The organism is Streptomyces sp. NK08204 (assembly GCF_020400585.1).
In the GTDB taxonomy this organism is placed as follows: domain Bacteria; phylum Actinomycetota; class Actinomycetes; order Streptomycetales; family Streptomycetaceae; genus Streptomyces.
In genome coordinates this window covers 1-27,000 of the sequence record NZ_JAINVF010000021.1, presented here as the reverse complement: position 1 = coordinate 27,000, position 27,000 = coordinate 1, and the positions used below count along the sequence as shown (strand labels likewise).

The window sequence follows — 27,000 nt, the reverse complement described above, 5'->3', positions numbered from 1 at the left end:
CTACCGGCCGCGCAGCCGGCGTACGAGGATGCTCGCGTCCCCTCGGGACTCCAGGTCGGCGAGAACGACGGCGACCGCCTCGCGCACGATGCGCCCGCGGTCCACCGCCAGCCCGTGCTCGCCGCGGAGCACCAGGCGGGCGTGCTCCAGGTCCATCAGTTCCTCGGCCGACACGTACACGGTGATCTTCTCGTCGTGCCGCTCACGCCCGCTGGGGCGCCGGGCCGCGGCCCGCCCGCGCCTGCGCGGCTGCGCGGCGGAGGGGGCGGCAGAAGAACCTTCCTGCGCCGTCTGCCGCCGCGCCGGGCGGGTGCGGGCCTCCCCGGCCTCGGCCGGTTCCGGCTCGGCCGCCGCCACGTGCTCGGCGCCGTCGCCGTCGCCGCCCTGCGCGGGCACCGACTGCGGCGCGTCCTCCGCAGCGGCCGTCGTCGGGTCGCTCTCCCCCGCGGGAGCCGGCACGCGGGCCTCGCCGCCCGCCACGCGACGGGGCGTGGACGGCTGCAGTGCCGTCCCCCCTGTCGTGCGGAACAGCTCGTCGGCCCCGGGCAGACTCACTCGGCGTGACACCGGGCGAGCACCTCCCTGGCGAGCTGGCGGTAGGCGGCGGCACCGACGGAGTTGGAGGCGTACGTGGTGATCGGCTCACCGGCGACCGTGGTCTCCGGGAAGCGGACCGTGCGGCCGATGACCGTGTGGTAGACGTGGTCGTCGAACGCCTCGACCACCCGGGCCAGCACCTCGCGGCTGTGGACCGTGCGCGAGTCGTACATCGTGGCGAGGATGCCGTCCAGTTCCAGCTCGGGGTTGAGCCGTTCCTGCACCTTCTCGATGGTCTCCGTCAGCAGAGCCACACCACGCAGGGCGAAGAACTCGCACTCCAGCGGGACGATCACCTTGTGCGCGGCCGTCAGGGCATTGACGGTGAGCAGACCGAGCGAGGGCTGACAGTCGATCACGATGTAGTCGTAGTCGGCCATGAGCGGCTTGAGGGCGCGCTGCAGCGTCGACTCACGGGCGACCTCGGAGACCAGCTGGACCTCGGCGGCCGACAGGTCGATGTTGGACGGCAGCAGGTCCATGTTGGGAACCGCCGTCTTCAGCAGGACCTCGTCCGCCGACATGCCCCGCTCCATGAGCAGGTTGTAGACGGTCAGGTCCAGTTCCATCGGGTTGACCCCGAGACCCACCGACAGCGCGCCCTGCGGGTCGAAGTCGACGAGCAGCACGCGCCGGCCGTACTCCGCGAGCGCGGCGCCCAGGTTGATGGTCGACGTCGTCTTGCCGACGCCGCCCTTCTGGTTGCACATAGCAATGATCTTCGCGGGGCCGTGGTCGGTCAGCGGGCCCGGGATCGGGAAGTACGGCAGCGGGCGTCCGGTCGGACCGACGCGCTCACGGCGCTGGCGGGCCGCGTCGGGCGCGAGCGTGGCCGCGTACTCCGGATCCGGCTCGTACTCGGCGTCAGGGTCGTAGAAGTGCCCCTCGGGCAGTTCGTCGTAGTCGGCGAAGTGGTTGTGGGGCGCGCCACTTCCGTCGCCGGCCATGGCGTTCACGTGATGGCCATCCATGCTCTGGTGTGCTGTCCGGGCGGTCTGCTGCACCGGACTCTGGTGGGCTGCGAAGGTGCGCACAGCGACGGAGCCGACAGCCTCGAATCCCGTGGGGCCCTGGCCCCGTACCGGCATTCCTGGTTGACCACCCCCGGGAGAAAATGTCGACTCATTCACAAGTCGTCTTACCTCCTTGGTGACCAGGAAACTTCTAGACAAGGTCAGCGTGGCACCATGCCGACGGTTGGCGACTCTATGGCGTGTCGGCGGTCCGCAGCAACACAATCCGCCGGACCCGGCAGGATGTGTCGGCAATGAAACATCTCGCTGTCAAGGGCGTACGGCCGTCGCACAGCAGGTTTCACCGGTGTGCGAATCGGTCGAAGGGTTACGTTCGAGGCGAGTTGAGCGAGAACCGCAAAGTGACCATACACACATCCGGCCGGACCTTGTCGGGCAAGGTCCGGCCGGGCGTGCGGTGTTGACGATGTGTGTTGACGAATCGCCTTTTACCTGTAGGTGACTTAGTGACTCACTGATGACTCACCAGGTCGAGCGGCTCAGCCGAGCAGGGTGTCCAGCTCCACGTGCTCCAGGCCGTGCGCCTCGGCGACCTCCTTGTAAACGACCTTGCCGTCATGCGTGTTGAGGCCCTTGGCGAGCGCGGCGTCGCGGCGCAGCGCCTCGACCCAGCCGTTGTTGGCGAGCGAGACGATGTACGGCAGCGTCGCGTTGGTGAGGGCGTTGGTGGAGGTGTTGGGCACCCCGCCCGGCATGTTGGCGACGCAGTAGAAGACCGAGTTGTGGACCTGGAAGGTCGGCTCGGCGTGCGTGGTGGGGCGGGAGTCCTCGAAGCAGCCGCCCTGGTCGATCGCGATGTCGACAAGGACACTTCCCGGCTTCATGCGGGACACCAGCTCGTTGGTGACCAGCTTCGGGGCCTTGGCGCCCGGGATGAGCACCGCGCCGATGACGAGGTCGGCGTCGAGGACGGCCTTCTCCAGCTCGAAGGAGTTGGACATGATCGCCTTGACCTTCGTACCGAAGATCTTGTCGGCCTCGCGCAGCTTGTTGATGTCGCGGTCCAGCAGGGTCACGTCGAAGCCCATGCCCACGGCGACCTGGGTGGCGTTCCAGCCGGAGACACCGCCGCCGATGACGACGGCCTTGGCCGGGGTCACGCCCGGGACGCCGCCCGGCAGCACGCCACGGCCGCCGGCCGCGCGCATCAGGTGGTAGGCGCCGACCTGCGGGGCCAGGCGGCCCGCGACCTCGGACATCGGGGCGAGCAGCGGCAGCGCGCGGTTCGGCAGCTCCACCGTCTCGTAGGCGATGGCCGTGGTGCCGGACTCGATGAGCGCGTCCGTGCACTCCTTGGAGGCGGCCAGGTGCAGGTAGGTGAAGAGGATCTGGTCCTTGCGGAGGCGGTGGTACTCCTCCGCGATGGGCTCCTTGACCTTCAGCAGCAGGTCGGCGGCGGCCCAGACCTCGTCAGCGGTGTCCAGGATCTCGGCACCGGCGGCCACGTACTCGGCGTCCGTGATCGAGGAGCCGACGCCGGCGCCGCGCTCGATGACGACCTGGTGGCCGTTGCGCACCAGCTCGTGCACACCGGCAGGGGTGATGGCCACCCGGAACTCGTTGTTCTTGACCTCGCGGGGGATGCCGACCTTCACGTCGATCACGGTCCTTGGCTCAGAGGGTATGGGGGGGTGCATTACAAGACATACCCAGGCATGCACGGCACACCGGGAGACACCGCAGGAGAAAGTGCGGCAGAGCCAGTTTAATGAAGGTGTTCCGCGTGTCTAGCCTTTCATTGCATCAATCTTCTTGTGATGCACTACGGATTTCGCAGGCCCTCACGTCGTCCTCCTGCCCTTCGTGGTCCTGCGGGGCGTCTTCCGGGCTCTCCTCACCCAGCATGCGCTCGGCCGCCCCGCGATGCAGTCGGGCGGCGGCGGGGTCGCCCAGGCGCTCGAGGGTGTCGGCCAGCCGGAGCTGCAGCGCGGCCTGCAGCCGGACGTCCTCGGCGCGCCGCGCCCACTCCACTGCCTCGTGGCAGGTGTGCAGGGACTCCTCGGGGCGGCCGGCGTACTCCTGGACCCGCGCGAGTTCGCTCAACGCGCGCGCGTGGGCCGCGACATCGCCGTTCCTGCGGTACCCGGCGACCGCGGCGCGCCAGTTCCGCAGCGCCTCGCCGTAGCGGCCCGCGTAGGTCTGCGCAGTGGCCAGCCGGCCGTACACCCGGGCGGCCTCCGCACGCTCGTCCCGGGCCAGGCGCTGGGCGAGGGCCCGGCCGAACCAGTCGGCGGCCCGGTCGTAGTCCCCCAGCTCCTGGTACGCGCCGCCTACGGATTCCATCGCGCGGCCGGTCGCGTACGGGTCGTCCGCCGCGCGTCCGGCGTCCAGGGCGGCCCGGTAGCGGGCCAGCGCGTCCCGGGTGCGGCCGGTCTGCGCGTCGAGATCGCCCAGGTTCAGCAGGGCGGCGGCCTGCTCCCGGGGCAGGCCGCGCCGTTCGGCGACATCGAGGACGAGGCTGTGGATGCCGTACAGATCCGGCGCGGCGGCCTGGGTGCCGAAGTGCGCCACCATGGCCCTGACCAGCTGGGACATCAGCCTGCGGGCCAGGGTGTCCAGCTCGCCGTCGGCCACCGCCAGCCGGGCGGCGGCCAGCAGGGCGGGCCGGCGGATGCGCAGCCAGTCGGCAGCGGCCCTGGGGTTCGGAAAGCGCAGCGCGCGGGGCATGCCGAGGAGCTTCTCGTGGGCCTGCGGGCTGTCCGTCTCGGTGATCGCCCTGCAGGACTGGAGCAGCCGTACCGTGCGCTCCAGCATGCGGGCGCGGGCCAGCTGCAGCTCCCCAGGGCGGTCCTGGCCCTCGGCGAGGGCGCGCAGCAGGGGGTGCAGGCAGCCGGGGACCTCGTACTCGGGCAGGGGCGAGTCGACGGCGCGCAGCAGGCCGAGGGCGACGAAGTCGTCCAGGGTGGCTCGTGCGCCGCTCACCGAGCAGCCGGCCAGGGCCGAGGCGGTGTGCGGGTCGAGCATGCCCGCCGGGGCGAGACAGAGCAGCCGCAGCATCCGGGCGGCCGGGCCGGGCAGCTCTTCGTGGACAAGCCGGAAGACGCGGGCCAGCGGGGTGCCGTCGGCGCCGTCCCCGGTGTCCGCGTGCATCCGCTTGGCGAGGTCGGAGACGGCAGCCTTGGGCCGGGCGGCGAGCCAGCCGCCGGCCAGGGTGAGCGCGGCGGGCTGGCCCAGACAGGCCTCGGCCAGGCTCTCGGCGGAGCGCGGGTCGACGGTGATGCGGACCGAGCCGGCGTAGCGGGCCAGGAACTCCACCGCGGACTTGGTGTCGAGGCCGCCCAGGGTGCAGGGGCGGACGTCCGCGATACCGGTGAGCGGGCCCTGGGAGACGACCACGGCCAGGCAGTCCGGGCTGTCCGGGAGCAAGGCGTCGACCTGCTCGGCACCGACCGCGTCGTCCAGCAGGAGCAGCGCCCGCCGCCCCGCCAGTGCCGTGCGCAGCGCCTCGCCCAGCTCGTCCTCGGCGGCCCCGGCCGGGGCCCGCACCCCCAGCTCGGTGAGCAGCTCGCGGGCGGTCGTCTCGACCGGGACGGGGGCGCTGTCGGGTTCGCTGAGCCGGGCGCGCAGCACTCCGCCGGGGTAGCGGTCCTCGACCTGCCGTACGAGTTCCTCGGCGAGGGCGGTGCGGCCGGAGCCGGGTCGGCCGGCGATGAGCAGCACGCGCGCGCGGGGGGCCTTGCGGCCGGCGAGGGTGTCGAGGCCCGCACGCTCGATGTCGGCGCGCAGTTCCTTCAACTCCCTGGTGCGGCCCAGGAAATGGTCCTCGCCGGCCGGATGCGCCGGGAACCGGGCATCGCCTGTGTCCATCACCTGATCCGTCACGGGCCACACTCCCGTCCCACCGCACACGCAAGCCCACCGGTCTCCGGCACGGGCATGTGCACCTAAGTCTTGGCTGGCTCGCCTCCGGGCGCCAAAGCCTGTGCTCTTCGGCTCGCTCGGCTCGCTCGCGAAAGCCTAGTTCACGCTCTGCGACGCGCCCGGCGGAGCACGGCGGGGTGCGGTGGACACTTCCCCCGATCGGATCAGCCGATCGTCACACCGCCGGGGTGGCCATGCCCGACAGAGCAGCCATGCCCGAGAGGGATCAGCCCTGGCCGGCAGGGATCAGCCCTGGCCGGCGACGATCAGCCATGACCCGGCGACGGCTCACGACTCGAACGGACGCGCGGGCCACGGCGCGTCGGCCGGGCGCAGCACGTCGAGGCCGTCGCCGGTGCGGGCGGCCACCAGGGAGAGCACGCCGACGACGAGGCAGTTGTTGTGCACGTCGCCGGCGAGCACCCGGCGGACCAGCTCGTCGACCGGCACGCGCGCGTGCTCCATGTCGGTCTCCTCGTGCTCCGTCTCGAAGCGCTCGCCGTCGGCCTCGGACAGATCGCGGGCGAGGAAGATCCGTACGGCCTCGTCGCAGCCGCCCGGGGTGGTGTACACGTCGGTCAGCACCCGCCAGTCCTCGGCCTTGACGTGCGCCTCCTCGTACAGCTCGCGCTGGGCTGCGTGCAGCGGGTTCTCGCCGGGCACGTCGAGCAGGCCGGCCGGGATCTCCCACAGCCTCTGCCGCACCGGGTGGCGGTACTGGCGGATGAGCAGCACCTGGTCCTCCTCGTCCAGGGCGAGGACGGCGACCGAGCCGGGGTGGACCTGGTAGTCACGGCGGGCCACCGAGCCGTCGGGCATGACCACGTCGTCCGTGCGGACGGAGGTCTTGTTGCCCACGAAGGGGGTCTGTGTCGCCCGGATCTCCCACTCCTGTGCGACGTCCCTGATCGTCATGCCCTGTCCTTCCCCACGGTTTCGAAAAAACCCGGCCGAAGACGAAGCCGGGGTGCTCCCTGCTGAAAGGTACGCACCCCGGCCACCGTACAACTGCTGCGTTACTCGGCGTTCTTCCGCTCGACAGCCGCCTTCACCAGGCCGGCGAACAGCGGGTGCGGACGCGTCGGCCGCGAGCGCAGCTCGGGGTGGGCCTGCGTGGCGACCAGGTAGGGGTGGACATCGCGCGGGTACTCGACGTACTCGACGAGCTTGCCGTCCGGCGAGGTGCCGGAGAACAGGATCCCGGCCCTCTTCTCCAGCTCCGCGCGGTAGGAGTTGTTCACCTCGTAGCGGTGGCGGTGACGCTCCTCGACGTACTCCTTGCCGTCGTACACCTCGCGCACGATCGAGCCCTCGGCCAGCTTCGCCGGGTACATGCCGAGCCGCATGGTGCCGCCCATGTCGCCCTCACCGGCGACGATGTCCATCTGCTCGGCCATGGTGGAGATGACCGGGTGGGCGGTGCCCGGGTCGAACTCGGTGGAGTTGGCGTCCGGGATGTCGGCCAGGTTGCGCGCGGCCTCGATCACGATGCACTGCAGGCCCAGGCAGAGGCCGAGCAGCGGAACCTTGTTCTCGCGGGCGTAGCGGATCGCGCCGACCTTGCCGAGCACACCGCGGTCGCCGAAGCCGCCCGGGATGCAGATGCCGTCGACGTCGGACAGCTGGGCCTTGGCACCGGCCGGGGTCTTGCAGTCGTCCGAGGTGACCCACTTGATCTTCACGCGGGCCCGGTTGGCGAAGCCGCCGGCGCGCAGCGCCTCGGTGACCGACAGGTAGGCGTCGGGCAGGTCGATGTACTTGCCGACCAGCGCGAGGGTGATCTCGTGCTCCGGGTTGTGGACGCGGTCGAGCAGATCGTCCCAGGTCGTCCAGTCGACGTCACGGAACGGCAGGTCGAGCTTGCGCACGACGTAGGCGTCCAGGCCCTCGGTGTGCACGACCTTCGGGATGTCGTAGATCGAGCGGGCGTCCGGGCAGGCGACGACGGCGGCCTCGTCGACGTCGCACATCAGCGAGATCTTCCGCTTGATCGCGGTCGGCACCTCGCGGTCGCAGCGCAGCACGATCGCGTCCGGCTGGATACCGATGTTGCGCAGCGCGGCGACGGAGTGCTGGGTCGGCTTGGTCTTCAGCTCGCCGGACGGGCCGATGTACGGCAGCAGCGAGATGTGCACCACGAAGACGTTGTCCCGGCCGACCTCGTGGCGGACCTGGCGGACGGTCTCCAGGAACGGCAGCGACTCGATGTCGCCGACGGTGCCGCCGACCTCGGTGATCACGACGTCGACCTCGTCGGTGGCCATACGCCGGATGCGGTGCTTGATCTCGTTGGTGATGTGCGGGATGACCTGCACGGTGTCGCCCAGGTACTCGCCGCGCCGCTCCTTGGCGATCACCGTCGAGTAGACCTGACCCGTGGTGACGTTGGCGGTGCCGTCCAGGTCGCGGTCGAGGAAGCGCTCGTAGTGGCCGATGTCCAGGTCGGTCTCGGCGCCGTCGTTGGTGACGAACACCTCACCGTGCTGGAAGGGGTTCATCGTGCCCGGGTCCACGTTCAGGTACGGGTCGAGCTTCTGCATCACGACACGCAGGCCCCGGGCCTTGAGCAGCATGCCTAGGCTGGAGGCGGTGAGGCCCTTGCCGAGCGAGGAGGCGACACCCCCGGTGACGAAGATGTGCTTGGTCGTCGTAGATTTCGGCGGCATGGCCAAGAGGGGGCTCCCGTGGTCGCTGTCTGTCGTGCGGTACGGCTGCCGGTCCGGACGCCTGCCGGGGGTGCCGTCGCTGCGGTTCGGGGGACCCCTGCCGGATTTCTTGCCTTCGAGGGGAGCCCACCGGTCCACGGGCTACCAGGGTATCAGCGCTGCGCGGCGATGGCTTCCGGCCACTCTCCGCGCCCGGGCCGGCACAGGAACGGCACAGGAACGGCACAGACACGGCACGGCCGCGGCCCGGCGTCGACACAGGCACGCACCGGTTACACGGAAATCACTCGACGCTCACTCGTTCGGCCCACATACGTTGCCCTCGGCGGCACGCACATCATCTACGTGCGTCGTATCCTGCTCGGACACTCACTGCCGAGCCCGGCCGGCACACGACGGCACACCCCCGCCTGCAGGCAACCGGAAACAACGAGAGCGCGGCAGTTCGTTGAGCAAGGACTGTCGTATTGCCCCAGGGCTCGGCGGACTGCTTTGCTTCACCGCTCAAAGACGCATAAAAACGACCCCTTGACCGCACTAGCGACAGCCCCCTGTGCGGGGGTGACGTGGCCGTTCGACTGGAGTTGCACGTGGCCGGGCGCATCGAAGACTACGCACTCATCGGAGACATGCAGACCGCCGCACTGGTCTGCCGGGACGGCACGGTGGACTGGTTGTGCCTGCCCCGCTTCGACTCGCATGCCATCTTCGCCGGCCTGCTGGGCACCGAGGAGCACGGCTTCTGGCGGCTCGGCCCGGCGCACGCGGCCGACTCGCCGCCGCCCACGGCGGCCCGGCGCGGCTACCGCGGCGACTCGCTGATCCTGGAGTCGGAGTGGGACACCCCGCGCGGCACCGTCCGCGTGACCGATTTCATGCCCCCGCGCGACGGCGCCCCGCAGCTGATCCGGATCGTGGAGGGTGTCACCGGCCGGGTCCCCATGCGGTCGGTTCTGCGGATGCGGTTCTCCTACGGCCGGGTGGTGCCGTGGGTGCACAAGCACGAGGGCCGTACGGTGGCGGTCGCCGGGCCCGACTCCGTGTGGTTCGACACCGAGGCCGACACCTACGGCAAGTCGCTGACGACGTACGCCGACTTCACGGTCGCCCCGGGTGACCGGATCGCGTTCACCATCTCCTGGCAGCCCTCGCACAAGGAGCCGCCGCCGCTGCCGGAGCCGGAGCAGTCGCTGGAGGCGACGGAGGAGTTCTGGCGCGAGTGGGTCGAGCACTGCACGTACCACGGGCCGTACCGCGAGGCGGTGATCCGCTCGCTGATCACGCTGAAGGCGCTGACGTACGCCCCGACCGGCGGCATCGTCGCCGCCCCGACCACCTCCCTGCCGGAGGACATCGGCGGCGTGCGCAACTGGGACTACCGCTACACCTGGCTGCGGGACGCGGCGATCACCCTGTCCTCGCTGCTGCGCACCGGCTACCGCGAGGAGGCCCGCGCCTGGCGCGAGTGGCTGCTGCGCGCGGTCGCGGGTGACCCGGAGAACCTGCAGATCATGTACGGCATCGCGGGCGAGCGTGAGCTGGGCGAGGCCGAGCTGGACTGGCTGCCGGGGTACGAGAACTCCGCCCCGGTCCGGGTCGGCAACGGCGCCGCCCACCAGCTGCAGCTGGACGTGTACGGCGAGGTCACCGAGGCCCTGCACCTGGCACACATGACCGGGCTGGCCCGCAACGACTACGCCTCGCTGCTCCAGCTGAAGCTGATCCGCTACCTGGAGGACCACTGGCAGGAGCCGGACGAGGGCATCTGGGAGGTGCGCGGCCCGCGCCGGCACTTCGTGCACTCGAAGGTGATGGCCTGGGTGGCGGTGGACCGCACGATCAAACTGATCGAGCGGGGTGACGCGGACGGCCCGCTGGAGCGCTGGAAGGAACTGCGCGACGAGATCCACCGGGACGTGTGCGAGAAGGGCTACGACAAGGAGCGCAACACCTTCACGCAGTCCTACGGCTCGCAGGAGCTGGACGCCTCCCTGCTGCTGATTCCGCAGATGGGCTTCCTGCCGCCGGACGACAAGCGGGTGATCGGCACGATCGAGGCGATCCAGCGCGAGCTGTCCACCGCGGACGGGTTCATCCTGCGCTACCCGACCGAGGGCGAACACGCGGGCGTCGACGGTCTGCCCGGCGACGAGGGTGCCTTCCTGGCCTGCTCGTTCTGGATGGCGGACGATCTGGCGATGATCGGCCGGGTGGACGAGGCCCGCAAGCTGTTCGAGAAGCTGCTCGCGCTGCGCAACGACCTCGGCCTGCTCGCGGAGGAATGGGACCCGCGCCTGAAGCGCCAGGTCGGCAACTTCCCGCAGGCCTTCAGCCACGTTCCGCTGATCGACACCGCCCTGCGGCTGACGGCGTCGGGGGCGTACGGCGGCTGAGTCCTGCGCCGGGGACCGCGAGAGGCCGACACTCGCGCCCCCGCCTAGGCTGAAAACCGCACACAGGCCCCTTTCCCGGAAAGGGGGCGGTCATGGCCTGCCCCTCGAAGGCTCACACGGCCCTCGCCGCCCTGCGTGAGGATCTGGCCGGCGAGGTGTTCGCCCCCGGGGACGTCGGCTACGACGGGGCCCGTGCTGTCTTCAACGCGGTGATCGACCGGCGCCCGGCCGTGATCGCCCGCTGCGCGGACGCGGCCGACGTGGTGCGTGCGGTGCGCTTCGGGCGGGATCTGGACCTGCACATCGCGGTGCGCGGCGGCGGGCACGGCGTGGCAGGCACAGCGCTGGGCGACGGCGCGCTCGTGGTGGACCTGCGCCGGATGCGGGCGGTGACCGTCGACCCGGCGGCCGAGGCGGCGCGGGTGCAGGGCGGGGCCACCGTGAGCGACCTGGACCGGGCCACCACGCCGTACGGCCTGGCGACCACCGGCGCCCGGGTCTCCACGGTCGGCGTCGGTGGTTTCGTCCTCGGCGGCGGCACGGGATGGCTGGACCGCACCTTCGGGCCGGCCGCCGACAACCTGATCGGCGTGGAGCTGGTGACCGCCGACGGGCGGCGGGTGCGGGCGAGCGCCGACGAGAACCCCGAGCTGTTCTGGGCCCTGCACGGCGGCGGCGGCAACTTCGGCATCGTCACCGCGTTCACCCTGGAGCTGCACGAACTCCCCGAGTTCTCGGTCGCGCTGCTGCTCCACCTCCCGCGGTTCGGTCCCGAGGTGGTGCGCACCTTCCGCGAGATGATCGCAGCCGGGCCGGACGAGCTGGGCGGCGCGGTGCTGTACCTGAGCGGCCCGCCCGCGGCGTTCGTGCCGGAGCACCTGGTGGGCACGCTGCTGTGCGGCCTGCTGCTGACGTACGCGGGCGGTGCGCAGGAGCTGCGCAAGCTCGCCGAGCCGGCGCTCGCGCTGCCGCACGAGGCGCAGCTGCTGGGTGCCCTGCCGTACCCGCGGGCGCAGTGCCTGCTGGACGGTCCGCCCGGCCTGCGCGGCCACTGCTCGGCCGAGTACCTGACCGGGCTGCCCGACCCGGTGGTGGACCTGTTCTGCGAGCGCGCGGTCAGCATGCCGGTGCCCGCCCACAGCCGGCACATGCTCCTTCCGCAGGGCGGGGCGGTCGCCGCCGGGCCCGCCGACCGCCCGGTGGCGTACCGCACCGCGCCGTGGGCCGTGCACCCCTACGCCGAGTGGGCCGACCCGGCCGACGACGAGCGGGCCGCCGCCTGGGTGGACCGGGCCCGCGCCGACGTCCGGCCGTGGAGCACCGGCACCGTCTGTCTCAACCTCATCGGCGAGGAGGGCCCGGAGCGGGTGCGGGCGGGGCTGGGCGTGGGCAACACGCTGCGCCTGGAGAAGGTGAAGCGGCGGTGGGACCCCGACAACGTGTTCCGCTTCAACCACAACATCAGGCCGGTGTAGCCCACGGCATCAGACCGGTGTAGCCCACGGCATCAAGCAGGTGCTGCCCGGAGATGTCCTCCGGGCGTTCACGCAGGTAGCGTCCGCTGCATGGACAGCGGCACGGACAACAGACTCGCCACCCAGGGCGCCGGAATCACCGTTCAGCAGGCTCTGGAGCTGCCCGGACTGCGCAGCGGGCTCCCGGAGATCCTGGCGGGCGCCGACCGGCTGGGGCGCACGGTGCGCTGGGTGCACGCGGGCGAGGTGCCGAACATCGCCTCGCTGCTCAAGGGCGGCGAGCTGCTGCTCACCACCGGTTACGGCCTCGGTACCCGGCCGGCCGAGCAGCGGGCGTTCGTCCGCACCCTCGCCGAGCGCGGCATCGCGGCCCTGGTGGTGGAGCTGGGCCCGCGCTTCGCCCGGCTGCCCGCCGCGCTGGTGGACACCGCCCGCGCCGCCGGGCTGCCGCTGGTCCAGCTGCACCGCGAGGTGCCGTTCGTGACGGTCACCGAGGAGATCCACACCGAGATCGTCAACGGCCACTACGCGCTGCTCCAGCGCGCGGAGGAGGTGCACAGGCGCTGCACCGAGGCCCTGCTGGGCGGGGGCGGGGTGCCGCAGGTGCTGGGCATCCTGGCCGACTTCAGCGGCAACCCGGTGTTCCTGGAGACAGCCGACGGCCGGCTGCTGTACGCCGCCGGGTCCGGACCGGAGGGCGCGGACCCGCTGCAGGTGTGGGAGGGGTTGCGCGGCCCGCACAAGCAGGAGGTGCCGCCCGCCGGTTCGGTGCTCGTGGACGTGCCCGGCGGAGGCCCGGGGACGGCGGGGTCGGTACGGGCCCGCCTGGTGGTGCTGCCGGTGCGCTCGTCACCGGCCCCCGTGCACCGGATCGCGGCCGAGCGGGCAGCGGGCATCCTTGCCGTGGTGCTGATGCAGGCCCGCCAGGAGGAGGAGCTGGCGGCGCGCGGCCGGGGCGACTTCCTCACCGACCTCGCCGAGGGACGCATCACCGCGGAGGACGCGCCCGCGCAGGCCCGGGTGCTGGGCTTCAAGCCCGGCAACAGTCCGCTGCTGCCGGTCGTCATGCGGGTCGGGGACTCCCTCTCGACCGGCGGTGGCTGGGCGGTGCTGGCGCGTGCGGTCGCCGAGGAGCTGGCCGCGGTGGGCGTGCCGGCGCTGCTGGGCGTGCGGCCGGTCGAGGGCCGGGTGCCGGTGCTGCTGGGGCTGCGTTCGGAGTCGGAGCGGTCGGCGGTCGCGGACCGGGTGGCGGCGGCGCTGCGTGCGGGTGTGGAGCGGGCCGGGATGCTGCGGCCGGGCTCGCCGCCGCCGGTGGTGGTCGTCGGTGTGGCCGGTGGCTGGGCCGCCGCCTCGGCCGGGCTGCGGCACGCGGCCGAGACCGCGACCGCCGCCCAGGGCCTGACCGACCGCCCCTGGTACGACGCCCGCCGCCTGGACATCGACCTGCTGCTGTGGCGGCTGCGCGACCACCCGGACCTGGCGGCGTTCGTGGATCGCGCGATCGGCCCGCTGCGCGACCACGACAACCGTTCCAGGCCGCCGCTGCTGCCCACTCTCGAGACCTATCTGGCGCACGCCGGACGCAAGGCGGAGACGGCCCGCGAGCTGCACCTCAATCGACAGACGCTCTACAACCGCCTCGCCCGCATCGGGGAGTTGCTGGGCACCGACCTGGACGACCCGCAGACGGTCCTGGCGTTGAGCCTGGCCCTGCGGGCCCGCCGGCACGTGCCGTAGGGTTCACGCCAGCGGCCTCGGCTGGGTCAACTCATCGTAGACGCTGAGCACTTGGGCGACCATCTCGTCCTCCGTCGGCCAGCTCTGCGCCTGTCGTACGCCACGTTCGCGCAGCAGTTCACGCCGCCCGGGGTCCCCGAGCAGCCGTACGACGGCGGCGGCGAGGGCTTCCGCGTCGCCGTACGGGACGAGTTCGGCGGCGTCGCCGACGAGGTCGGGGATGCCGCCCACGGCGGTGGCGACGAGCGGCACGCGCGCGTGCAGCGCTTCCTGGGCGAGGACCGAGCGTGCCTCCCAACTGCTGGGCAGCAGCGCCAGATCGGCGGCGGCCAGCAGTCGCGGCGCGTCGTCTCGCCGCCCGACGAGCCGCACCGGCAGCTCCTCGTCCTCGATCCGCCGCTGCAGCACCGGCCGTAGCGGCCCCTCCCCCGCGACGACGACCAGCGGCGGCGGGTCCAGCTCCCGCCACGCGCGCGCCGCGTCCAGCAGGACGTCGTAGCCGCGGTACCGGTCGAGGGAGCCGACCGCGATGAGCAACGGGCGCCCGGTGGCGCCGAGTTCGGCCCGCAGTTTGGCGCCCAGGCGGTCGGGGTCGTGCCGGTCGACGGGCCGGCACCGGCCCGGCAGAGCAACGGCGGCGAGCCGGGCGTCCCGCGCTCCTCTGCGGCGGGCCCGGTCCACCAGGTCGTAGGTGGTGCCGAACACCACGGTCGCCCCGCGCGCCACGCGCCGCTCCAGCAGCCTCAGCAGATGCGCCCGCGCGCCTTCGGCCCGGGTCCTGTTGTGCCACGTGACCACCAGCGGGATGGTGCGACCGCTGAGCGCGAGCACGGCGCGCAAGGAGGCATGCAGGCCGTGCGCGTGCACCAGGTCCGCGTCGGCGCATGCGGTCCGCAGGGCGGCCACGGATGTGGGATCGCTGCTGCGCGGCACGTGCACGTGCTCGGCGCCGGTCCCGGTGAAGTCATAGGCGTGATCGGCCTCGACGGGGGCGCACACCGTCACCCGCACGCCCCTCGCGACGAGCCCCTCGGCCAGGGAGCGCACGTGCGCGCTGCTGCCGGCGTTGCCTCCGCCCAGTACCTGCACGGTGCGCAGCGGCTGGCCGTGCGGTGCGTTGCTGCTCACGGGGCTCACGTGGCCGGGGGCTCCTGGTTCGGCGTGGACGGTCACGAGGAAACGTACAGAACACGGCGGGCGAAGGGCCGCGGAAGGACGACCGTGCGCGCCGGCCGCGCGATGCGCGTTCCCCGCCAAGCATGCCAGGCCGTAAGGCTCTTCCGGCAATTCCGGGGAGGCACACAGCGCGGCGGGCCGGGGCAGTGCGCCGGGGCGCCTCACCCACATGGGTGAGGAAATTCCGGCACGGTCGAACGGCCCGTGATGTCGTACACCGGGCCGGCGCCGCCGTACGACGAGGTCAGCCGCTCACAGCTCGCGCCCAGGCGCTCACCCGGTCCCCGTACACGGCGGCGGCCACCACCGCGACGGCGTGCGCGAGCAGTCCCGCACGCCGGTTGCCCACGACGACGGCGGCCCCCAGAGTCGCGCCGAGGGCGTGCGCCCCCGTGTCGCCGAGCATCGTGCGCTCCCCCACGTCGCCGGGCAGGACGGCAGCCGCGGCACCCACCGCCACCGCGGACAGCTCGGCGGCGGGCCCGGTCCGCAGCAGCCCCGGCGCGGCCAGCGCGAGCACCGTGCCGGCGGCCCGTCCCGGGCGCACGTCCACGAGGTTCACGAAGTGCGCGGCGCCCGCGATCACGATCCCGGCGAGGAGCTTGTCGAGCGGCCGTTCCTTCAGCAGCGCGCCCGCGACCAGCCCGGCGCCCGAGATCCCGAACAACTTCACGGCGCCGCTGGTGACTTCACCCTGCCGCAGCGCCCCGAGGTGCGCCCGGAATCCGCGCCGGGTGTCCGCCCGGACGTGTGCGACCACATCGTCGTACGCCCCGCAGGCCCCCGCGGCGAGCACGGCGGCCCCGGCGGCGGGATGCACCCGTGAGGCACCCGCCGCGGCTGCGACGGCCGCCGCCGGCCCCGCGTACAGCCCGACGGTCCGCCCGGCGTGGTTCCTCCGCTCCCACCGTGCCCGCCCACCCGGCGCGGTGGCGCGCAGGGCGGCCTGGCCGAGGTGGGTGACGGCGGCGGCGACCACCAGGGCCCCACTCCTGACGCTCATCCACCCGCCCGGTGTCCGCCTGCCCGGTATCCGTCCGCCCGACATCCGTCCGCCCGACATCCGCCTGCCCGGTATCCGTCCGCCCGGCGCCGCTGTCGGAGGTCCGTCCGCCCTCACACCTCTGCCCGCGCCGCGGCCAGCAGTTCCTCCGCATGCGCGCGGGCCGTCTCCGAGTCCTCCTGGCCGGCGAGCATCCGGGACAGCTCTCGGACGCGCTCCTCGCCCTCCAGGACCTTGACACCGGAGCGGGTCACCGAGCCGTCGTTGGTCTTCTCGACCAGCAGTTGCCGGTCGGCGAAGGCGGCGACCTGGGGCAGGTGGGTGACCACGACGACCTGCGCGGTCCTGGCGAGCTTCGCCAGGCGCCGTCCGATCTCGACCGCGGCCTTGCCGCCGACACCGGCGTCGACCTCGTCGAACAGGTACGTCGGCACCGGGTCCGTCCCCGCGAACACGACCTCCACGGCCAGCATCACACGGGACAGCTCACCGCCGGAGGCGCCCTTGGCGATGGGCCGTGGCGGCGCGCCCGGGTGCGGGGCGAGCAGCAGCTCGACCTCGTCCGCACCGGACGGTCCGTAGGCGACCGTGCGCCCGCCGACCTCGACCCCTTCCGGGTCCTCGGTCTGCCGGATGTCGAAGGACACGCGTGCGTGGGGCATCGCCAGCGACGCCAGCTCGGCGGTCACGGCCGCCGCGAACCGTTCGGCGGCCTCGGTCCGCGCGTCCGTCAACGCCTGGGCGAGTCCGCCCAGTTCGACGCGGAGCGCGTCCCGCTCGGCGGTCAGCTCGCCGATCCGTTCGTCGTCGCCGTCGAGTTCGGTCAGCCGGGCGGCGCTCTGCTCGGCCCAGGCGAGGACGGCGGCGATGTCCTCGCCGTACTTGCGGGTGAGCGCGGTCAGCGCGGCCCGCCGCTCCTCCACGGCGGCCAGCCGCCGCGGGTCGGCGTCGAGGTCGTCGGCGTACCCGGCCAGCTCACCGGCCACGTCACCCAGCAGGATCCCGATCTCGCCGATCCGGTCGGCGAGCGCGGCCAGCTCCGGGTCGTGCGCGCGCACGGCCTCCAGTGCCCGGTGCGCGCCCGCGACGAGGGTGGCGGCGTCGATGCCCTGGGGGTCCTCGGGATTGCCCGCGAGCGCGGAGTGCGCGGCGGTCGCGGCCGAGGACAGGGCTTCGGCGTGTCCGAGCCGCTCCGCCTCCTCGGCCAGCTCCACGTCCTCCCCGGCGCGCGGTTCCACGGCGGCGATCTCGTCCAGCCCGTAGCGCAGCATGTCGGCTTCCTGGGCCCGTTCACGCGCGCGGGTGGTGATCTCCTCCAGATCGGCACAGACGGCCCGCAGCCGCCGGTAGGCCTCGGCGTACTCGGCCAGCGGCACGGCGACCGCGTCGCCCGCGTACCGGTCCAGGGCCTGCCGCTGCCGGGACAGCTTCAGCAGCCCCTGCTGGTCGGTCTGCCCGTGCACGGCCACCAGGTCGTCGGCCAGCTCCGCGAGCAGCCCGACGGGCACGCTGCGCCCGCCCAGGTGTGCCCGCGACCGGCCCTCGGCGGAGACGGTGCGGCTGATCAGCAGAGCCCCGTCGTCCAGCTCGGCCCCCGCCTCCTCGGCGCGTACGACGGCGGAGGCGTCCGCGGGTACGGTGACCCGTCCCTCCACGACCGCCTTGTCGGCCCCGATCCGCACGAGTGCCGGGTCGGCCCGCCCGCCGAGCAGCAGCCCCAGGCTGGTGACCACCATGGTCTTGCCCGCACCCGTCTCACCGGTGACGGCGGTGAACCCGGGCGACAGCTCGACGACTGCGTCGTCGATGACCCCGAGCGACCGTATCCGCATCTCCTCCAACACGGAACAGACCATACGAGGTCCGGGCCGGGGAGTGCACATGGCCCGCCCGCATCACTCCCCCGAGTGGTGCGGCGCCCCCCGCCATCCCGTGACCGGCAACGCGAACTTCGCCACCAGCCGGTCCGTGAACGACGCGTGGTGCAGCCGGGCCAGCCGTACCGGAACGGCCCCCCGCCGCACCTCCACCCGCGCCCCGGGCGGCAGCTCGACCGTCCGCCGCCCGTCGCACCACAGCACGCCTGGCGGAATGTGCGGCAGAACCTCCACCGCGAGCACCGAGTCCGGCGAGGTGACCAGCGGCTTCGCGAACAGCGCGTGCGCGCTGATCGGCACCATCAGCAGCGCCTCGACCTCGGGCCACACCACCGGGCCACCGGCGGAGAACGCGTAGGCGGTGGACCCGGTGGGCGTCGACAGGACGACCCCGTCGCATCCGAAGCCCGTCACCGGGCGCCCGTCGATCTCCAGGACGACTTCCAGCAGCTTCTCGGCACCGGCCTTCTGCACGGCCGCCTCGTTGAGCGCCCAGTCGGTGTGCACGATGTCACCGTTGCGGTGCACGACGACGTCGACGGTCATCCGCTCCTCGACCTCGTACGACCGCGCCACCACCCGTTCGACGACCCGGTCGAGGTCGTCCCGCTCGGCCTCCGCGAGGAACCCGACGCGCCCGAGGTTGACGCCGAGCATCGGCACCCCGGAGGCCCGGGCGAACTCGGCGCCGCGCAGCAGCGTGCCGTCGCCGCCGAGCACGATCAGCAGCTCGCAGCCGTCCAGGCACTGCGGTGTCGCCGCCTCGACGAGTTGCACCTCGTCCGGCAGCGGCAGGTCGCGCGCCTCCTCCGCCAGGACCCGCACCCCGATCCCGCACCGCAGCAGACCCTTGACCACGAGTTCCGCACTGCGTATGGCCGCGGGCCGGCCGGTGTGGGCGAGCAGGAAAACAGTACGCGCCTGGTTCTGTGTCAACGCGGCCCCTCCGCCACTGCACGGTCAACGTCGGCCGGGTCCGGTTCGGGGGCGTCGGACCGCAGCCACAGAAAGTACTCGACATTGCCCGAGGGCCCCGGCAGCGGACTCGCGGTGACGCCACGCACCCCGAGCCCCAGCTCCCAGGCCTTCTCGGCCACTGCCCGCACGGCCTCCGCCCGCAGCTGCGGACTCCGTACGACACCCCCGCTGCCGAGTCGTTCCTTCCCCACCTCGAACTGCGGCTTGACCATCATCACGAGGTCGGCGTCCGGCTTCACGCACCGCTTCAGGGCGGGCAGCACCAGCCCGAGCGGGATGAAGGACAGATCTCCGACCACAAGATCCACAGGTTCCCCGTCGATCGCCTCCAGCGTCAACTCCCTTACGTTCGTACGGTCCTTGACGGTGACACGCTCATCGTTCTGCAGCGACCAGGCGAGCTGTCCGTACCCGACGTCGACGGCGACGACGTGCGCGGCGCCGGCGCGCAGCAGCACGTCGGTGAAGCCGCCCGTGGACGCGCCGGCGTCGAGTGCGCGCCGACCCTGGACGACGAGTCCCTGCGGCACGAAGACCTCGAGTGCGCCGGCGAGCTTGTGCCCGCCGCGGGAGACGTAGTCGGGGTCGCTGTCGTCGGCCTGGACCACGATGGCCGCGGCGGTCTCGACCTGCGTGGCCGGCTTGGTCGCCACGGTCCTGCCGACGGTGACCCGCCCCGCGACGATCAGCTGGCTGGCGTGCTCGCGCGAACGCGCGAGCTTCCGGCGGACCAGCTCGGCGTCCAGACGGCGGCGTGCGACTCCTGCCACGTTCGGTTCAGCTCCTGCTCGGGTAGTACGGGGTCGGGGGCACCGGAGGTCCCGGGCGGGCGTCGAGCGCGGTGAGCGCGTCGCGCAGCCCCCGATGTACATCCTCGTACACCTCGAGGTGTCCGTCGGTGGCGAGGTGGTCTGCATCGCCCAGCCGGTCGAGCTGGGCGTCCACCTCGGCGTTGCCGGTGGGGGTGCGGGGGACGTCCAGGGGCGCCGGGGCGGCGGGATCGTACCCGGGCTCCGCCGCCGGGACGGTCTCGGGCTCCGCCGCCGGGACGGTCTCGGGCTCGGCCGCCGGGCCGATGTCAGTCTCGGCCGCCGGGACGCCCTCGGCCTCGGACACGGACTCGCTCATGCCCAGACGCTACCTCGAACCCCTGGGGTACGGTCGTGCGCGATGGCCACCATCGAGGAATGCCGTGCCGCGCTGGGCAAGCTTTCGGACACCATGCAGGGTGCCGAGGGCGAGGTTCGCGCGGCGGCGGTCCTGGACCGCTCGGTGAGCTGCCACATCACCGATCTGGACGTGACCTTCGCCGGCCGGATGACGGGCGGCCGGATCGAGGTGGACGACACCCGGCCCGGGCCGCCGCGCGAGAAGGCGCAGATCAGGCTCGCCATGGCCGGGGACGACCTGCTGGCCCTGGTGGACGGGGAGCTGAGCTTCGCGACCGCCTGGGGCAGGGGCCGGGTGCGGCTGGAGGCGAGCCTGCTGGACCTGTTCCGGCTCAGGAAGCTGCTGTGACCCGCGCGGAGCGGGCCCGGCGGGCCGCGGGCACCACCAGCGGGGTTCCGGTCTCGGGGTCGTCGATCACCTGACAGCGCAGCCCGAATACCTCCTCGACCAGCTCAGCGGTCACGATGTCGTTCGGGGCGCCCTCGGCTACCACCTCCCCGCCGCGCAGGGCGACGAGGTGGGTGGCGTAGCGGGCCGCGTGGTTGAGGTCGTGCAGGACGGCGACCAGGGTGCGGCCCTGTGTCTCGTGCAGTTCGGCGCACAGGTCGAGGACGTCGATCTGGTGCTGGATGTCCAGGTAGGTGGTCGGCTCGTCCAGCAGCAGCAGCGGGGTCTGCTGGGCGAGGGCCATGGCGATCCAGACGCGCTGGCGCTGCCCCCCGGACAGCTCGTCCACGTACCGGCCGGCCAGGTCGGCCACGCCGGTCTGCCGCATCGACTCCTGGACGACCCGCTCGTCCTCGGCCGACCACTGCCGCAGCAGTCCCTGGTGCGGGTAGCGGCCCCGGCCGACCAGCTCGGCGACGGTGATCCCGTCCGGCGCGATCGACGACTGCGGCAGCAGGCCGAGCGTCCGGGCGGCCTTCTTCGCGGGCATCGACTGGATGACCTGCCCGTCCAGCAGTACCCGGCCCCGGCTCGGCCTGAGCATCCGCGACAGGGCCCGCAGCAGCGTCGACTTGCCGCACGCGTTCGGGCCGACGATCACCGTGAAGGAGTTGTCGGGGATCTCCACCGACAGCCGCTCGGCAATGACGCGCTGGTCGTAGGCGAGAGTGATGTTCTGGGCGGACAGACGGTTCACCGTGCTCCTCGGGGTGTTCGGGTGTGTGCCGCTCATATCCGGCCCGCGCGGCGCTCGGTGACCAGCAGCCACAGCAGGTAGCCGCCGCCCATGACGCCGGTGACCACACCCACGGGCAGCTGGTCGGCGCCGAAGGCGCGCTGCGCGTACCAGTCGGCGGCGACCAGCAGGGTGGCGCCCGTGCAGAGGGAGGGCACCAGGTTCGGCCCCGGCGAGCGGGTCAGTCGGCGGGCGAGCTGCGGCGCGGTGAGCGCGACGAAGCCGACGGGTCCGGCGGCAGCCGTGGCGGCGGCGGTGAGCAGCACGGCGGAGACCACCAGCACCAGCCGTACCCGCTGCACCCGGACCCCGAGGGCGCCCGCGACGTCATCGCCCATCTCGCTCATCCTGAGCCCGCGCGCGTGGGCGAGGACCAGCGGGACGAGCACGGCGCACAGGACGGCCAGCGGCCGGACCTCGTCCCAGCCACGGCCACCCAGGGAGCCGGTGGTCCACACCGTCGCGCGGGCCGCGTCGACCAGGTCGGCTCTGGTGAGCAGACAGCCGTTGACCGCGGTGCCGATCGCGTTGACGCCGATGCCGACCAGGACCAGCCGGTACCCGTGCACGCCCTGCTTCCGGGCGAGCAGGTAGAGGGCGAGTCCGGTCGCCAGGCCACCGGTCAGGGCGCCGACGGTGACCTGGGTGGCGCTGCCGGACATCAGCACGATCACGACCAGTGCTCCCGCCGTCGAGCCCTGGGACAGGCCGAGGACGTCCGGGCTGCCCAGCGGGTTGCGGGTGACGGACTGGAACAGGGCGCCGCCGAGCCCGAGCGAGGCACCGACCAGCAGGCCGGCCAGGACGCGCGGCAGTCGCAACTCGTTGACGATGAAGTCCTGGTAGGCGGTGCCCTGTCCGGCCAGTGTCCGGATGACGTCGGCGGCCGGGATCCGCGCGTCGCCGGTGCCGATGAGCGCGATGGCCACGGCGCCCGCGGCGGCCAGCAGCAGGAGGACGACGAGGAGCGCGCGCACGTCCAGGCGCAGGGAGAGCCCGCCAGGGGCGCGTACGGCACGGCTCCGGGAGGGTGTCTTCACAGCCGGACCGTCCTGCGTCGGCGTACGAGCAGGATGTAGACCGGGCCGCCGACGATCGCGGTGACGATGCCGGCCTGGAGTTCCGCGGGCCGGGCGACGACGCGGCCGATGATGTCGGCGCCGAGCAGCAGCACGGGCGACAGGAGGGCGGCGTACGGCAGGGTCCAGCGCAGGTCGGGGCCGGTGAAGGAGCGCACGGCGTGCGGGACCAGCAGGCCGACGAAGACGATCGGTCCGCAGGCGGCGGTCGCGGCGCCGCACAGCACGGTCGCGGCCAGCATGGCCAGGGCGCGGGTGCGGTCGAGGTTCACGCCGAGGGCCCGGGCGGTGTCGTCGCCCGTCGCCACGGCGTTCAGCGGGCGGGCCAGGGCCAGCGCGAGGACCGTGCCGACCGCGAGGAACGGCAGGACCTGCCGGACGGTCGCGTCGCTGGCGGAGGCCAGCGAACCCACCGTCCAGAAGCGCATCCTGCCGAGCGCCGCGCCGTCTGTGATCATCACGGCCTGGAGGTAGCCGTAGAGCGCGGCGCTGATGGCCGCGCCGGCGAGCGCGAGCCGCACCGGGGTGGTGCCCCGGCCGCCGCCGAGGAACCACACCAGCGCGCCGGCCGCCGCCGCCCCGACGAAGGCGAACCACACATAGCCGCTCAGGCTGGTGACGCCGAGGTAGGTGATGGCGGTGACGACGGCGGCGGAGGCGCCCGCGTTGATGCCGAGCAGGCCGGGGTCGGCCAGTGGATTGCGGGTGAGCGCCTGGAGCACCGCCCCGGACAGGCCGAGCGCGGCACCGGCCGGCAGACCGAGGGCGGTGCGTGAGAGCCGTTCGTCCACGACGACGTCGCCGTAGGTCCCCGTGCCGTGGAACAGGCCGTGCCAGATCTGGTCCGCCGACAGCGGTTTCGCCCCGATCGCGATGCTCGCCAGGGCCACGAGCACGAGGATCGCGGCGGAGAGCAGGAGCCCAAGGGCCCGTACCGCCCGGCGGGCAGGTGGCGCGGGGGCGGTCTGCGCGCGTGGTTCCGAAGGACGGCCGATCATGAAGCTTAGGTTAGCCTACCCTTACTTACGATCGGTCCCCCGGTGCCTGCGCAGCTCCCAGGCAGCTCCACACAGTTCCCCACAGCTCCGTGCAGATCCGTGCAGCTCCGCGCCGGTTTCGCGCCGGTTTCGCGCCTCAGAGGCCGAGCCTGGCCAGAGCCTTCCCCCCGTCCAGCTCGCAGGAACCCTTACCGGCCACCGTCCAGGCCGCCGCACACAGCGCCCGCAGCCCGTCGGCCGCCTTCCCCGTGCCGTCCAGCTCCAGCCGCTCGGTTCCGCTGCGCGCCGTCCAGCCGCCGCAGCGGAACCCGTCCCCCTCCTCGGTGACTTCCGGCTGCCCGGTGAGCAGGCCGCGCAGGTCGGCGTCCACATAGGTCGGCCGGTGCTGCGGGGGCGCGGCGAGCAGCTGGGCGCCGTCGGTGACGCCGGTCAGCACCAGCAGCGAGTCCACCGAGCCGTTGAACGCTCCCTCGATGTCCGTGTCCAGCCGGTCCCCGACGACCAAGGGCCGCTTCGCGCCCGTACGCAGGATGGTCTCCCGGTGCATGGGCGGCAGCGGCTTGCCCGCCACCTGCGGTTCGGCGCCGGTGGCGATCCGTACGACCTCCACGGCCGCGCCGTTGCCGGGTGCGATGCCCCGTCCGCTCGGGATCGTCAGATCGGCGTTGGACGCGAACCAGGGCACCCCGCGCGCCACGGCGTACGACGCCTCCGCGAACCGCCCCCAGGTCAGCTCGGGGCCGCCGTAGCCCTGCACGACCGCCGCCGGGTCGTCGTCCGCCGACTCCACGGGCACCAGACCCCGCTCCCGCAGCGCGACCCGCAGCCCCTCGCCGCCGATCACCAGCACCCTCGCCCCGGCCGGCACCTGCTCGCTGATCAGCCGCGCGACGGCCTGCGCCGAGGTGACGACGTCACCGGCGCCCGCCGGTATCCCCAGCTCGGTCAGGTGCTCGGCGACGGCGTCCGGGGTCCGCAGCGCGTTGTTGGTGACGTAGGCCAGATGCATCCCGACCGCACGGGCGCGGGTCAGTGAGTCGACCGCGTGCACGATCGCGCTCCCGCCCGCGTACACCACCCCGTCAAGATCGAGCAGCGCCGTGTCGTACGCCTCGCTCAGGGGCTGCCCACTGTTCCCGGGCCTGGTCCTGACGCCCTGGCTCATTCCGCATCGCTCCTCGTTCTGTCGCTTTCCCCATCGATCATCCCGCATGGCACTGACACACGTACGATGCCGGGATGAACACTGCAGGTCACTCGGAAGCAACGGCGCCCCGGGGCCTGGAACTCACCCCGTTCCGAGGCCTTCGTTACGACCCTGACCGGGTCGGCAGCCTCGCCTCCGTCACGTCCCCGCCGTACGACGTCGTCGTGCGCCCCGACGGCGTCCACCACCTTCAGTCGGCGGACCCGTACAACATCGTCCGGCTCATCCTCCCCGAGGCCGGCACCCCCGCCGCCCGTAACGAACAGGCGGCGGACACGCTGCGCCGCTGGATCGACGAGGGCGTTCTGACGGCCGACCCGGACCCCGGCCTGTACGTGTACGAACAGCGGGACGGCAACGGCATGCTCCAGCGCGGCGTCATCGGCGCGCTGCGTGTCTCGGAGCCCGGGGAAGGCGTGGTGCTCCCGCACGAGGACGTCATGCCGCCCCTGGTCGCAGACCGCGCGGCCCTGATGCGGGCCACTCGCGCGAATCTGGAGCCGTTGCTGCTCAGCTACCGCGGCAACGGCACGGCGGCCGAGGTCGTCGAGCGCACGGTGCTGGGTCCGCCGCTGCTGGACACCGTCACCGAGGACGGCTTCCACCACCGGCTGTGGTCGGTCACCGACCCCGGCGACGTGGCCGGCATCCAGTCCGACCTGGCCCACCACCAGGCCCTCATCGCCGACGGCCACCACCGCTGGGCCACGTACCGGATGCTCCGCGCCGAGCAACCCTCCCCGAGCCCCTGGGACTACGGCCTGGTCCTGCTGGTCGACACCGCCCGCTATCCGCTGCGCGTCCGCGCCATCCACCGCCTGCTGCACGGCCTGCCGGTCGCGGAGGCGCTGAGGGCCGTGGCGGGCCTGTTCCGGGTCCGGCACCTGAACGTGCCCCTGCCCGAGGCCCTGGAAGCGCTCGCGGACGCGGCCTGCGCGGGCAACGCCTTTCTGCTGGCCGGCGACGGCGCCTTCCACCTGATAGACCGCCCCGACCCGGACCTGCTGGCCCGTACGGTCCCCACGGACCGCCCGACCGCCTGGCGTTCCCTGGACGCGACCGTCCTGCACGCCACGCTGCTCGACCACGTGTGGCGCATCCCCGAGGACTCCCCCGCCCACATCGCCTACATCCACGACGCGGCGGCCACGGTCGCGAAGGCGGAGCGGGACGGCGGTACGGCCGTGCTGCTGCACCCGGTCCGTGAGGAGGTCGTGCGTGACCTGGCCCGGCAGGGCGTGACGATGCCCCGCAAGTCGACGTCGTTCGGCCCGAAGCCGGCGTCGGGGCTGGTGCTGCGGGCGCTGGAGGTCTGACCCCTTCCGCGGGCGGCACCGGTCGCATCCGCGTCTCATACGAAAGGGCGGGACCTCGTCGGTCCCGCCCTTCTTCATTTCGTCACTGCCGTGATCTCACCGGCTCACGTCAGTCCCGGTCGTCCTGGCCGGCCTGGGGGCCCTGGGGGTCCTCAGCGTCCTGGGCGGGTGCGGGGGCATCCGTGGAGCCTGTGCTGTCCTCGCTCTCGCTCTCGTCGAGGGCGTCGACGAACTCGACACCGTCCAGCTCGGCGAGCCGGTCGGAGGCGTCCGTGCTGCCGTCCCGGTCGGCCTCGACGGCCTTGGCGAACCACTCGCGGGCCTCCGCGTCACGGCCGATGGCGAGAAGGGCGTCGGCGTAGGCGTAGCGCAGGCGCGCGGTCCAGGGCTGCACGGAGCTGGAGGCCAGCTCGGGGCTCTGCAGCGTCACGATCGCCGCGTCCAGCTGCCCCATGTCACGCCGGGCACCGGCCGCGACGAGCCGCATCTCGACCTGGCCTGCCTTGTCCAGCTTGTGCACCTCCGGGGCGCCGGCCATGTCCAGCGCCTTCTCCGGCCGGCCGAGCCCGCGCTCGCAGTCGGCCATCACCGGCCACAGGTCGACGGAGCCGGTCATCCGCCGCGCGGCCCGGAACTCGGCGAGTGCCTCACCGAACTTCTGGGTGGCGTAGGCGGCGAAACCAGCGGCCTCGCGCACGGCGGCCACGCGGGACGCCAGGCGCAGGGCGACCCTGGAGTAGCCGTAGGCGGCCTCGGGGTCCTCGTCGATGAGCCGCGCGACCATCACCAGGTTCTTGGCGACGTCCTCAGCGAGCGTCTTCGGCAGGCTCTGCAGTTCCTGACGGACGTCCTTGTCGATCTCCTCACCGGTGACGTCCTCCGGGATGGGCAGCCGCTTGATCGGCTCCCGGTCCCGGTCGCGCTCGTCACGGAAGCGGCTACCGCCACGGCGGTCGTCCCGACGGTCGTCGCGTCCGTCACGGCCGCGGAAGCCCCCGGGCCGTCCACCACGGTCGTCCCGACGGGGCCCACGGCCGCCCCGGTCGTCACGGCCCCGGAAACCGCCGCGCTCACCACGGCTGTCCTCCCGCCGGAAGCCGCCACGGTCCTCGCCTCGGCGGTCGTCCCGGCGGTCGTCGCGACGGTCGTCCCGGCGGTCGTCCCGGCGGAACGCGGGGCGGTCGCCGCGGTCGCCACGGTCGTCCCGGCGGAAAGCGGGACGGTCACCACGGTCACCACGGTCGTCCCGG

The 27,000-nt window shown here is 72.9% G+C and carries 22 protein-coding genes; 5 read left to right on the top strand and 17 right to left on the bottom strand.

Annotated elements, in window-relative coordinates; genetic code table 11:
• From K7G59_RS25935 to K7G59_RS25910, 6 genes are all read right to left on the bottom strand, one after another.
• Positions 1-567 carry a hypothetical protein gene (locus K7G59_RS25935; protein WP_225838234.1) on the bottom strand — a complete coding sequence of 189 codons (567 nt, stop codon included), beginning with the start codon at positions 565-567 and terminating at the stop codon, positions 1-3.
• On the bottom strand, positions 552-1,685 hold the full coding sequence (locus K7G59_RS25930) for a ParA family protein (RefSeq protein ID WP_225838231.1): 1,134 nt from the start codon (positions 1,683-1,685) through the stop codon (positions 552-554). Before K7G59_RS25930 ends, K7G59_RS25935 begins: the two co-directional genes overlap by 16 nt.
• A gap of 425 nt (positions 1,686-2,110) precedes the next feature.
• Positions 2,111-3,235 carry an alanine dehydrogenase gene (ald, locus tag K7G59_RS25925; protein ID WP_225838229.1) on the bottom strand — a complete coding sequence of 375 codons (1,125 nt, stop codon included), beginning with the start codon at positions 3,233-3,235 and terminating at the stop codon, positions 2,111-2,113.
• Between the two features lie 139 nt (positions 3,236-3,374).
• Positions 3,375-5,453: a tetratricopeptide repeat protein gene (locus K7G59_RS25920; RefSeq protein WP_374114282.1), complete on the bottom strand. Its 2,079-nt coding sequence runs from the start codon at positions 5,451-5,453 to the stop codon at positions 3,375-3,377.
• A gap of 327 nt (positions 5,454-5,780) precedes the next feature.
• On the bottom strand, positions 5,781-6,407 hold the full coding sequence (locus K7G59_RS25915) for an NUDIX hydrolase (RefSeq protein WP_225838224.1): 627 nt from the start codon (positions 6,405-6,407) through the stop codon (positions 5,781-5,783).
• A 101-nt stretch (positions 6,408-6,508) separates the two neighbouring features.
• The gene (locus K7G59_RS25910) at positions 6,509-8,158 is read right to left on the bottom strand and encodes a CTP synthase (RefSeq protein WP_225838448.1); all 1,650 of its coding nucleotides are present in this window, start codon (positions 8,156-8,158) and stop codon (positions 6,509-6,511) included.
• Between the two features lie 590 nt (positions 8,159-8,748).
• Between K7G59_RS25910 and K7G59_RS25905 the strand changes: the two genes are divergently transcribed.
• The 3 genes from K7G59_RS25905 to K7G59_RS25895 all read left to right on the top strand — a co-directional run bounded on the left by K7G59_RS25905 (position 8,749) and on the right by K7G59_RS25895 (position 13,763).
• Complete coding sequence (locus K7G59_RS25905; protein ID WP_225838445.1) at positions 8,749-10,551, top strand: glycoside hydrolase family 15 protein; 1,803 nt, start codon at positions 8,749-8,751, stop codon at positions 10,549-10,551.
• 92 nt (positions 10,552-10,643) lie between these two features.
• Positions 10,644-12,026 carry an FAD-binding oxidoreductase gene (locus K7G59_RS25900; RefSeq protein WP_225838221.1) on the top strand — a complete coding sequence of 461 codons (1,383 nt, stop codon included), beginning with the start codon at positions 10,644-10,646 and terminating at the stop codon, positions 12,024-12,026.
• 90 nt (positions 12,027-12,116) lie between these two features.
• The gene (locus K7G59_RS25895; protein WP_225838218.1) at positions 12,117-13,763 is read left to right on the top strand and encodes a PucR family transcriptional regulator; all 1,647 of its coding nucleotides are present in this window, start codon (positions 12,117-12,119) and stop codon (positions 13,761-13,763) included.
• Positions 13,764-13,766: 3 nt separating this feature from the next.
• Here K7G59_RS25895 and K7G59_RS25890 read toward each other — a convergent pair whose 3' ends face one another.
• From K7G59_RS25890 to K7G59_RS25865, 6 genes are all read right to left on the bottom strand, one after another.
• Positions 13,767-14,900: a glycosyltransferase family 4 protein gene (locus tag K7G59_RS25890; protein WP_225838216.1), complete on the bottom strand. Its 1,134-nt coding sequence runs from the start codon at positions 14,898-14,900 to the stop codon at positions 13,767-13,769.
• A 283-nt stretch (positions 14,901-15,183) separates the two neighbouring features.
• The gene (locus tag K7G59_RS25885) at positions 15,184-15,942 is read right to left on the bottom strand and encodes a hypothetical protein (RefSeq protein ID WP_225838214.1); all 759 of its coding nucleotides are present in this window, start codon (positions 15,940-15,942) and stop codon (positions 15,184-15,186) included.
• A 113-nt stretch (positions 15,943-16,055) separates the two neighbouring features.
• Positions 16,056-17,798: a DNA repair protein RecN gene (recN, locus tag K7G59_RS25880; protein WP_225838212.1), complete on the bottom strand. Its 1,743-nt coding sequence runs from the start codon at positions 17,796-17,798 to the stop codon at positions 16,056-16,058.
• Positions 17,799-17,837: 39 nt separating this feature from the next.
• Positions 17,838-18,755, bottom strand: coding sequence for an NAD kinase (locus K7G59_RS25875; RefSeq protein ID WP_225838209.1), 918 nt, complete (start codon positions 18,753-18,755; stop codon positions 17,838-17,840).
• Positions 18,752-19,567: a TlyA family RNA methyltransferase gene (locus K7G59_RS25870; RefSeq protein ID WP_225838207.1), complete on the bottom strand. Its 816-nt coding sequence runs from the start codon at positions 19,565-19,567 to the stop codon at positions 18,752-18,754. The genes K7G59_RS25875 and K7G59_RS25870 overlap by 4 nt, the downstream gene beginning before the upstream one ends.
• Before the next feature lie 7 nt (positions 19,568-19,574).
• A complete protein-coding gene (locus tag K7G59_RS25865) occupies positions 19,575-19,925 on the bottom strand; it encodes a hypothetical protein (RefSeq protein ID WP_225838205.1) in 351 nt (116 codons plus the stop codon).
• Positions 19,926-19,967: 42 nt separating this feature from the next.
• Between K7G59_RS25865 and K7G59_RS25860 the strand changes: the two genes are divergently transcribed.
• Positions 19,968-20,315: a sterol-binding protein gene (locus K7G59_RS25860; protein WP_225838203.1), complete on the top strand. Its 348-nt coding sequence runs from the start codon at positions 19,968-19,970 to the stop codon at positions 20,313-20,315.
• Here the strand turns inward: K7G59_RS25860 and K7G59_RS25855 are convergent.
• From K7G59_RS25855 to K7G59_RS25840, 4 genes are all read right to left on the bottom strand, one after another.
• Positions 20,299-21,147: an ABC transporter ATP-binding protein gene (locus K7G59_RS25855; RefSeq protein WP_225838201.1), complete on the bottom strand. Its 849-nt coding sequence runs from the start codon at positions 21,145-21,147 to the stop codon at positions 20,299-20,301. The genes K7G59_RS25860 and K7G59_RS25855 overlap by 17 nt on opposite strands.
• Positions 21,144-22,190 (bottom strand): iron chelate uptake ABC transporter family permease subunit, encoded by a 1,047-nt coding sequence (locus K7G59_RS25850; RefSeq protein ID WP_225838199.1) that lies wholly within the window; start codon positions 22,188-22,190, stop codon positions 21,144-21,146. Before K7G59_RS25850 ends, K7G59_RS25855 begins: the two co-directional genes overlap by 4 nt.
• Entirely contained in the window at positions 22,187-23,227 is a 1,041-nt protein-coding gene (locus K7G59_RS25845; RefSeq protein ID WP_225838196.1) for an iron ABC transporter permease, read from the bottom strand. Before K7G59_RS25845 ends, K7G59_RS25850 begins: the two co-directional genes overlap by 4 nt.
• Before the next feature lie 136 nt (positions 23,228-23,363).
• On the bottom strand, positions 23,364-24,392 hold the full coding sequence (locus tag K7G59_RS25840) for an HAD hydrolase-like protein (protein WP_225838195.1): 1,029 nt from the start codon (positions 24,390-24,392) through the stop codon (positions 23,364-23,366).
• Positions 24,393-24,466: 74 nt separating this feature from the next.
• Here K7G59_RS25840 and K7G59_RS25835 point away from each other — a divergent pair, with 74 nt between their 5' ends.
• Positions 24,467-25,750 carry a DUF1015 family protein gene (locus K7G59_RS25835; RefSeq protein WP_225838193.1) on the top strand — a complete coding sequence of 428 codons (1,284 nt, stop codon included), beginning with the start codon at positions 24,467-24,469 and terminating at the stop codon, positions 25,748-25,750.
• Positions 25,751-25,859: 109 nt separating this feature from the next.
• Here the strand turns inward: K7G59_RS25835 and K7G59_RS25830 are convergent, their stop codons facing one another.
• The gene (locus K7G59_RS25830; protein WP_225838443.1) at positions 25,860-26,642 is read right to left on the bottom strand and encodes a tetratricopeptide repeat protein; all 783 of its coding nucleotides are present in this window, start codon (positions 26,640-26,642) and stop codon (positions 25,860-25,862) included.
• Positions 26,643-27,000 lie beyond the last annotated feature (358 nt).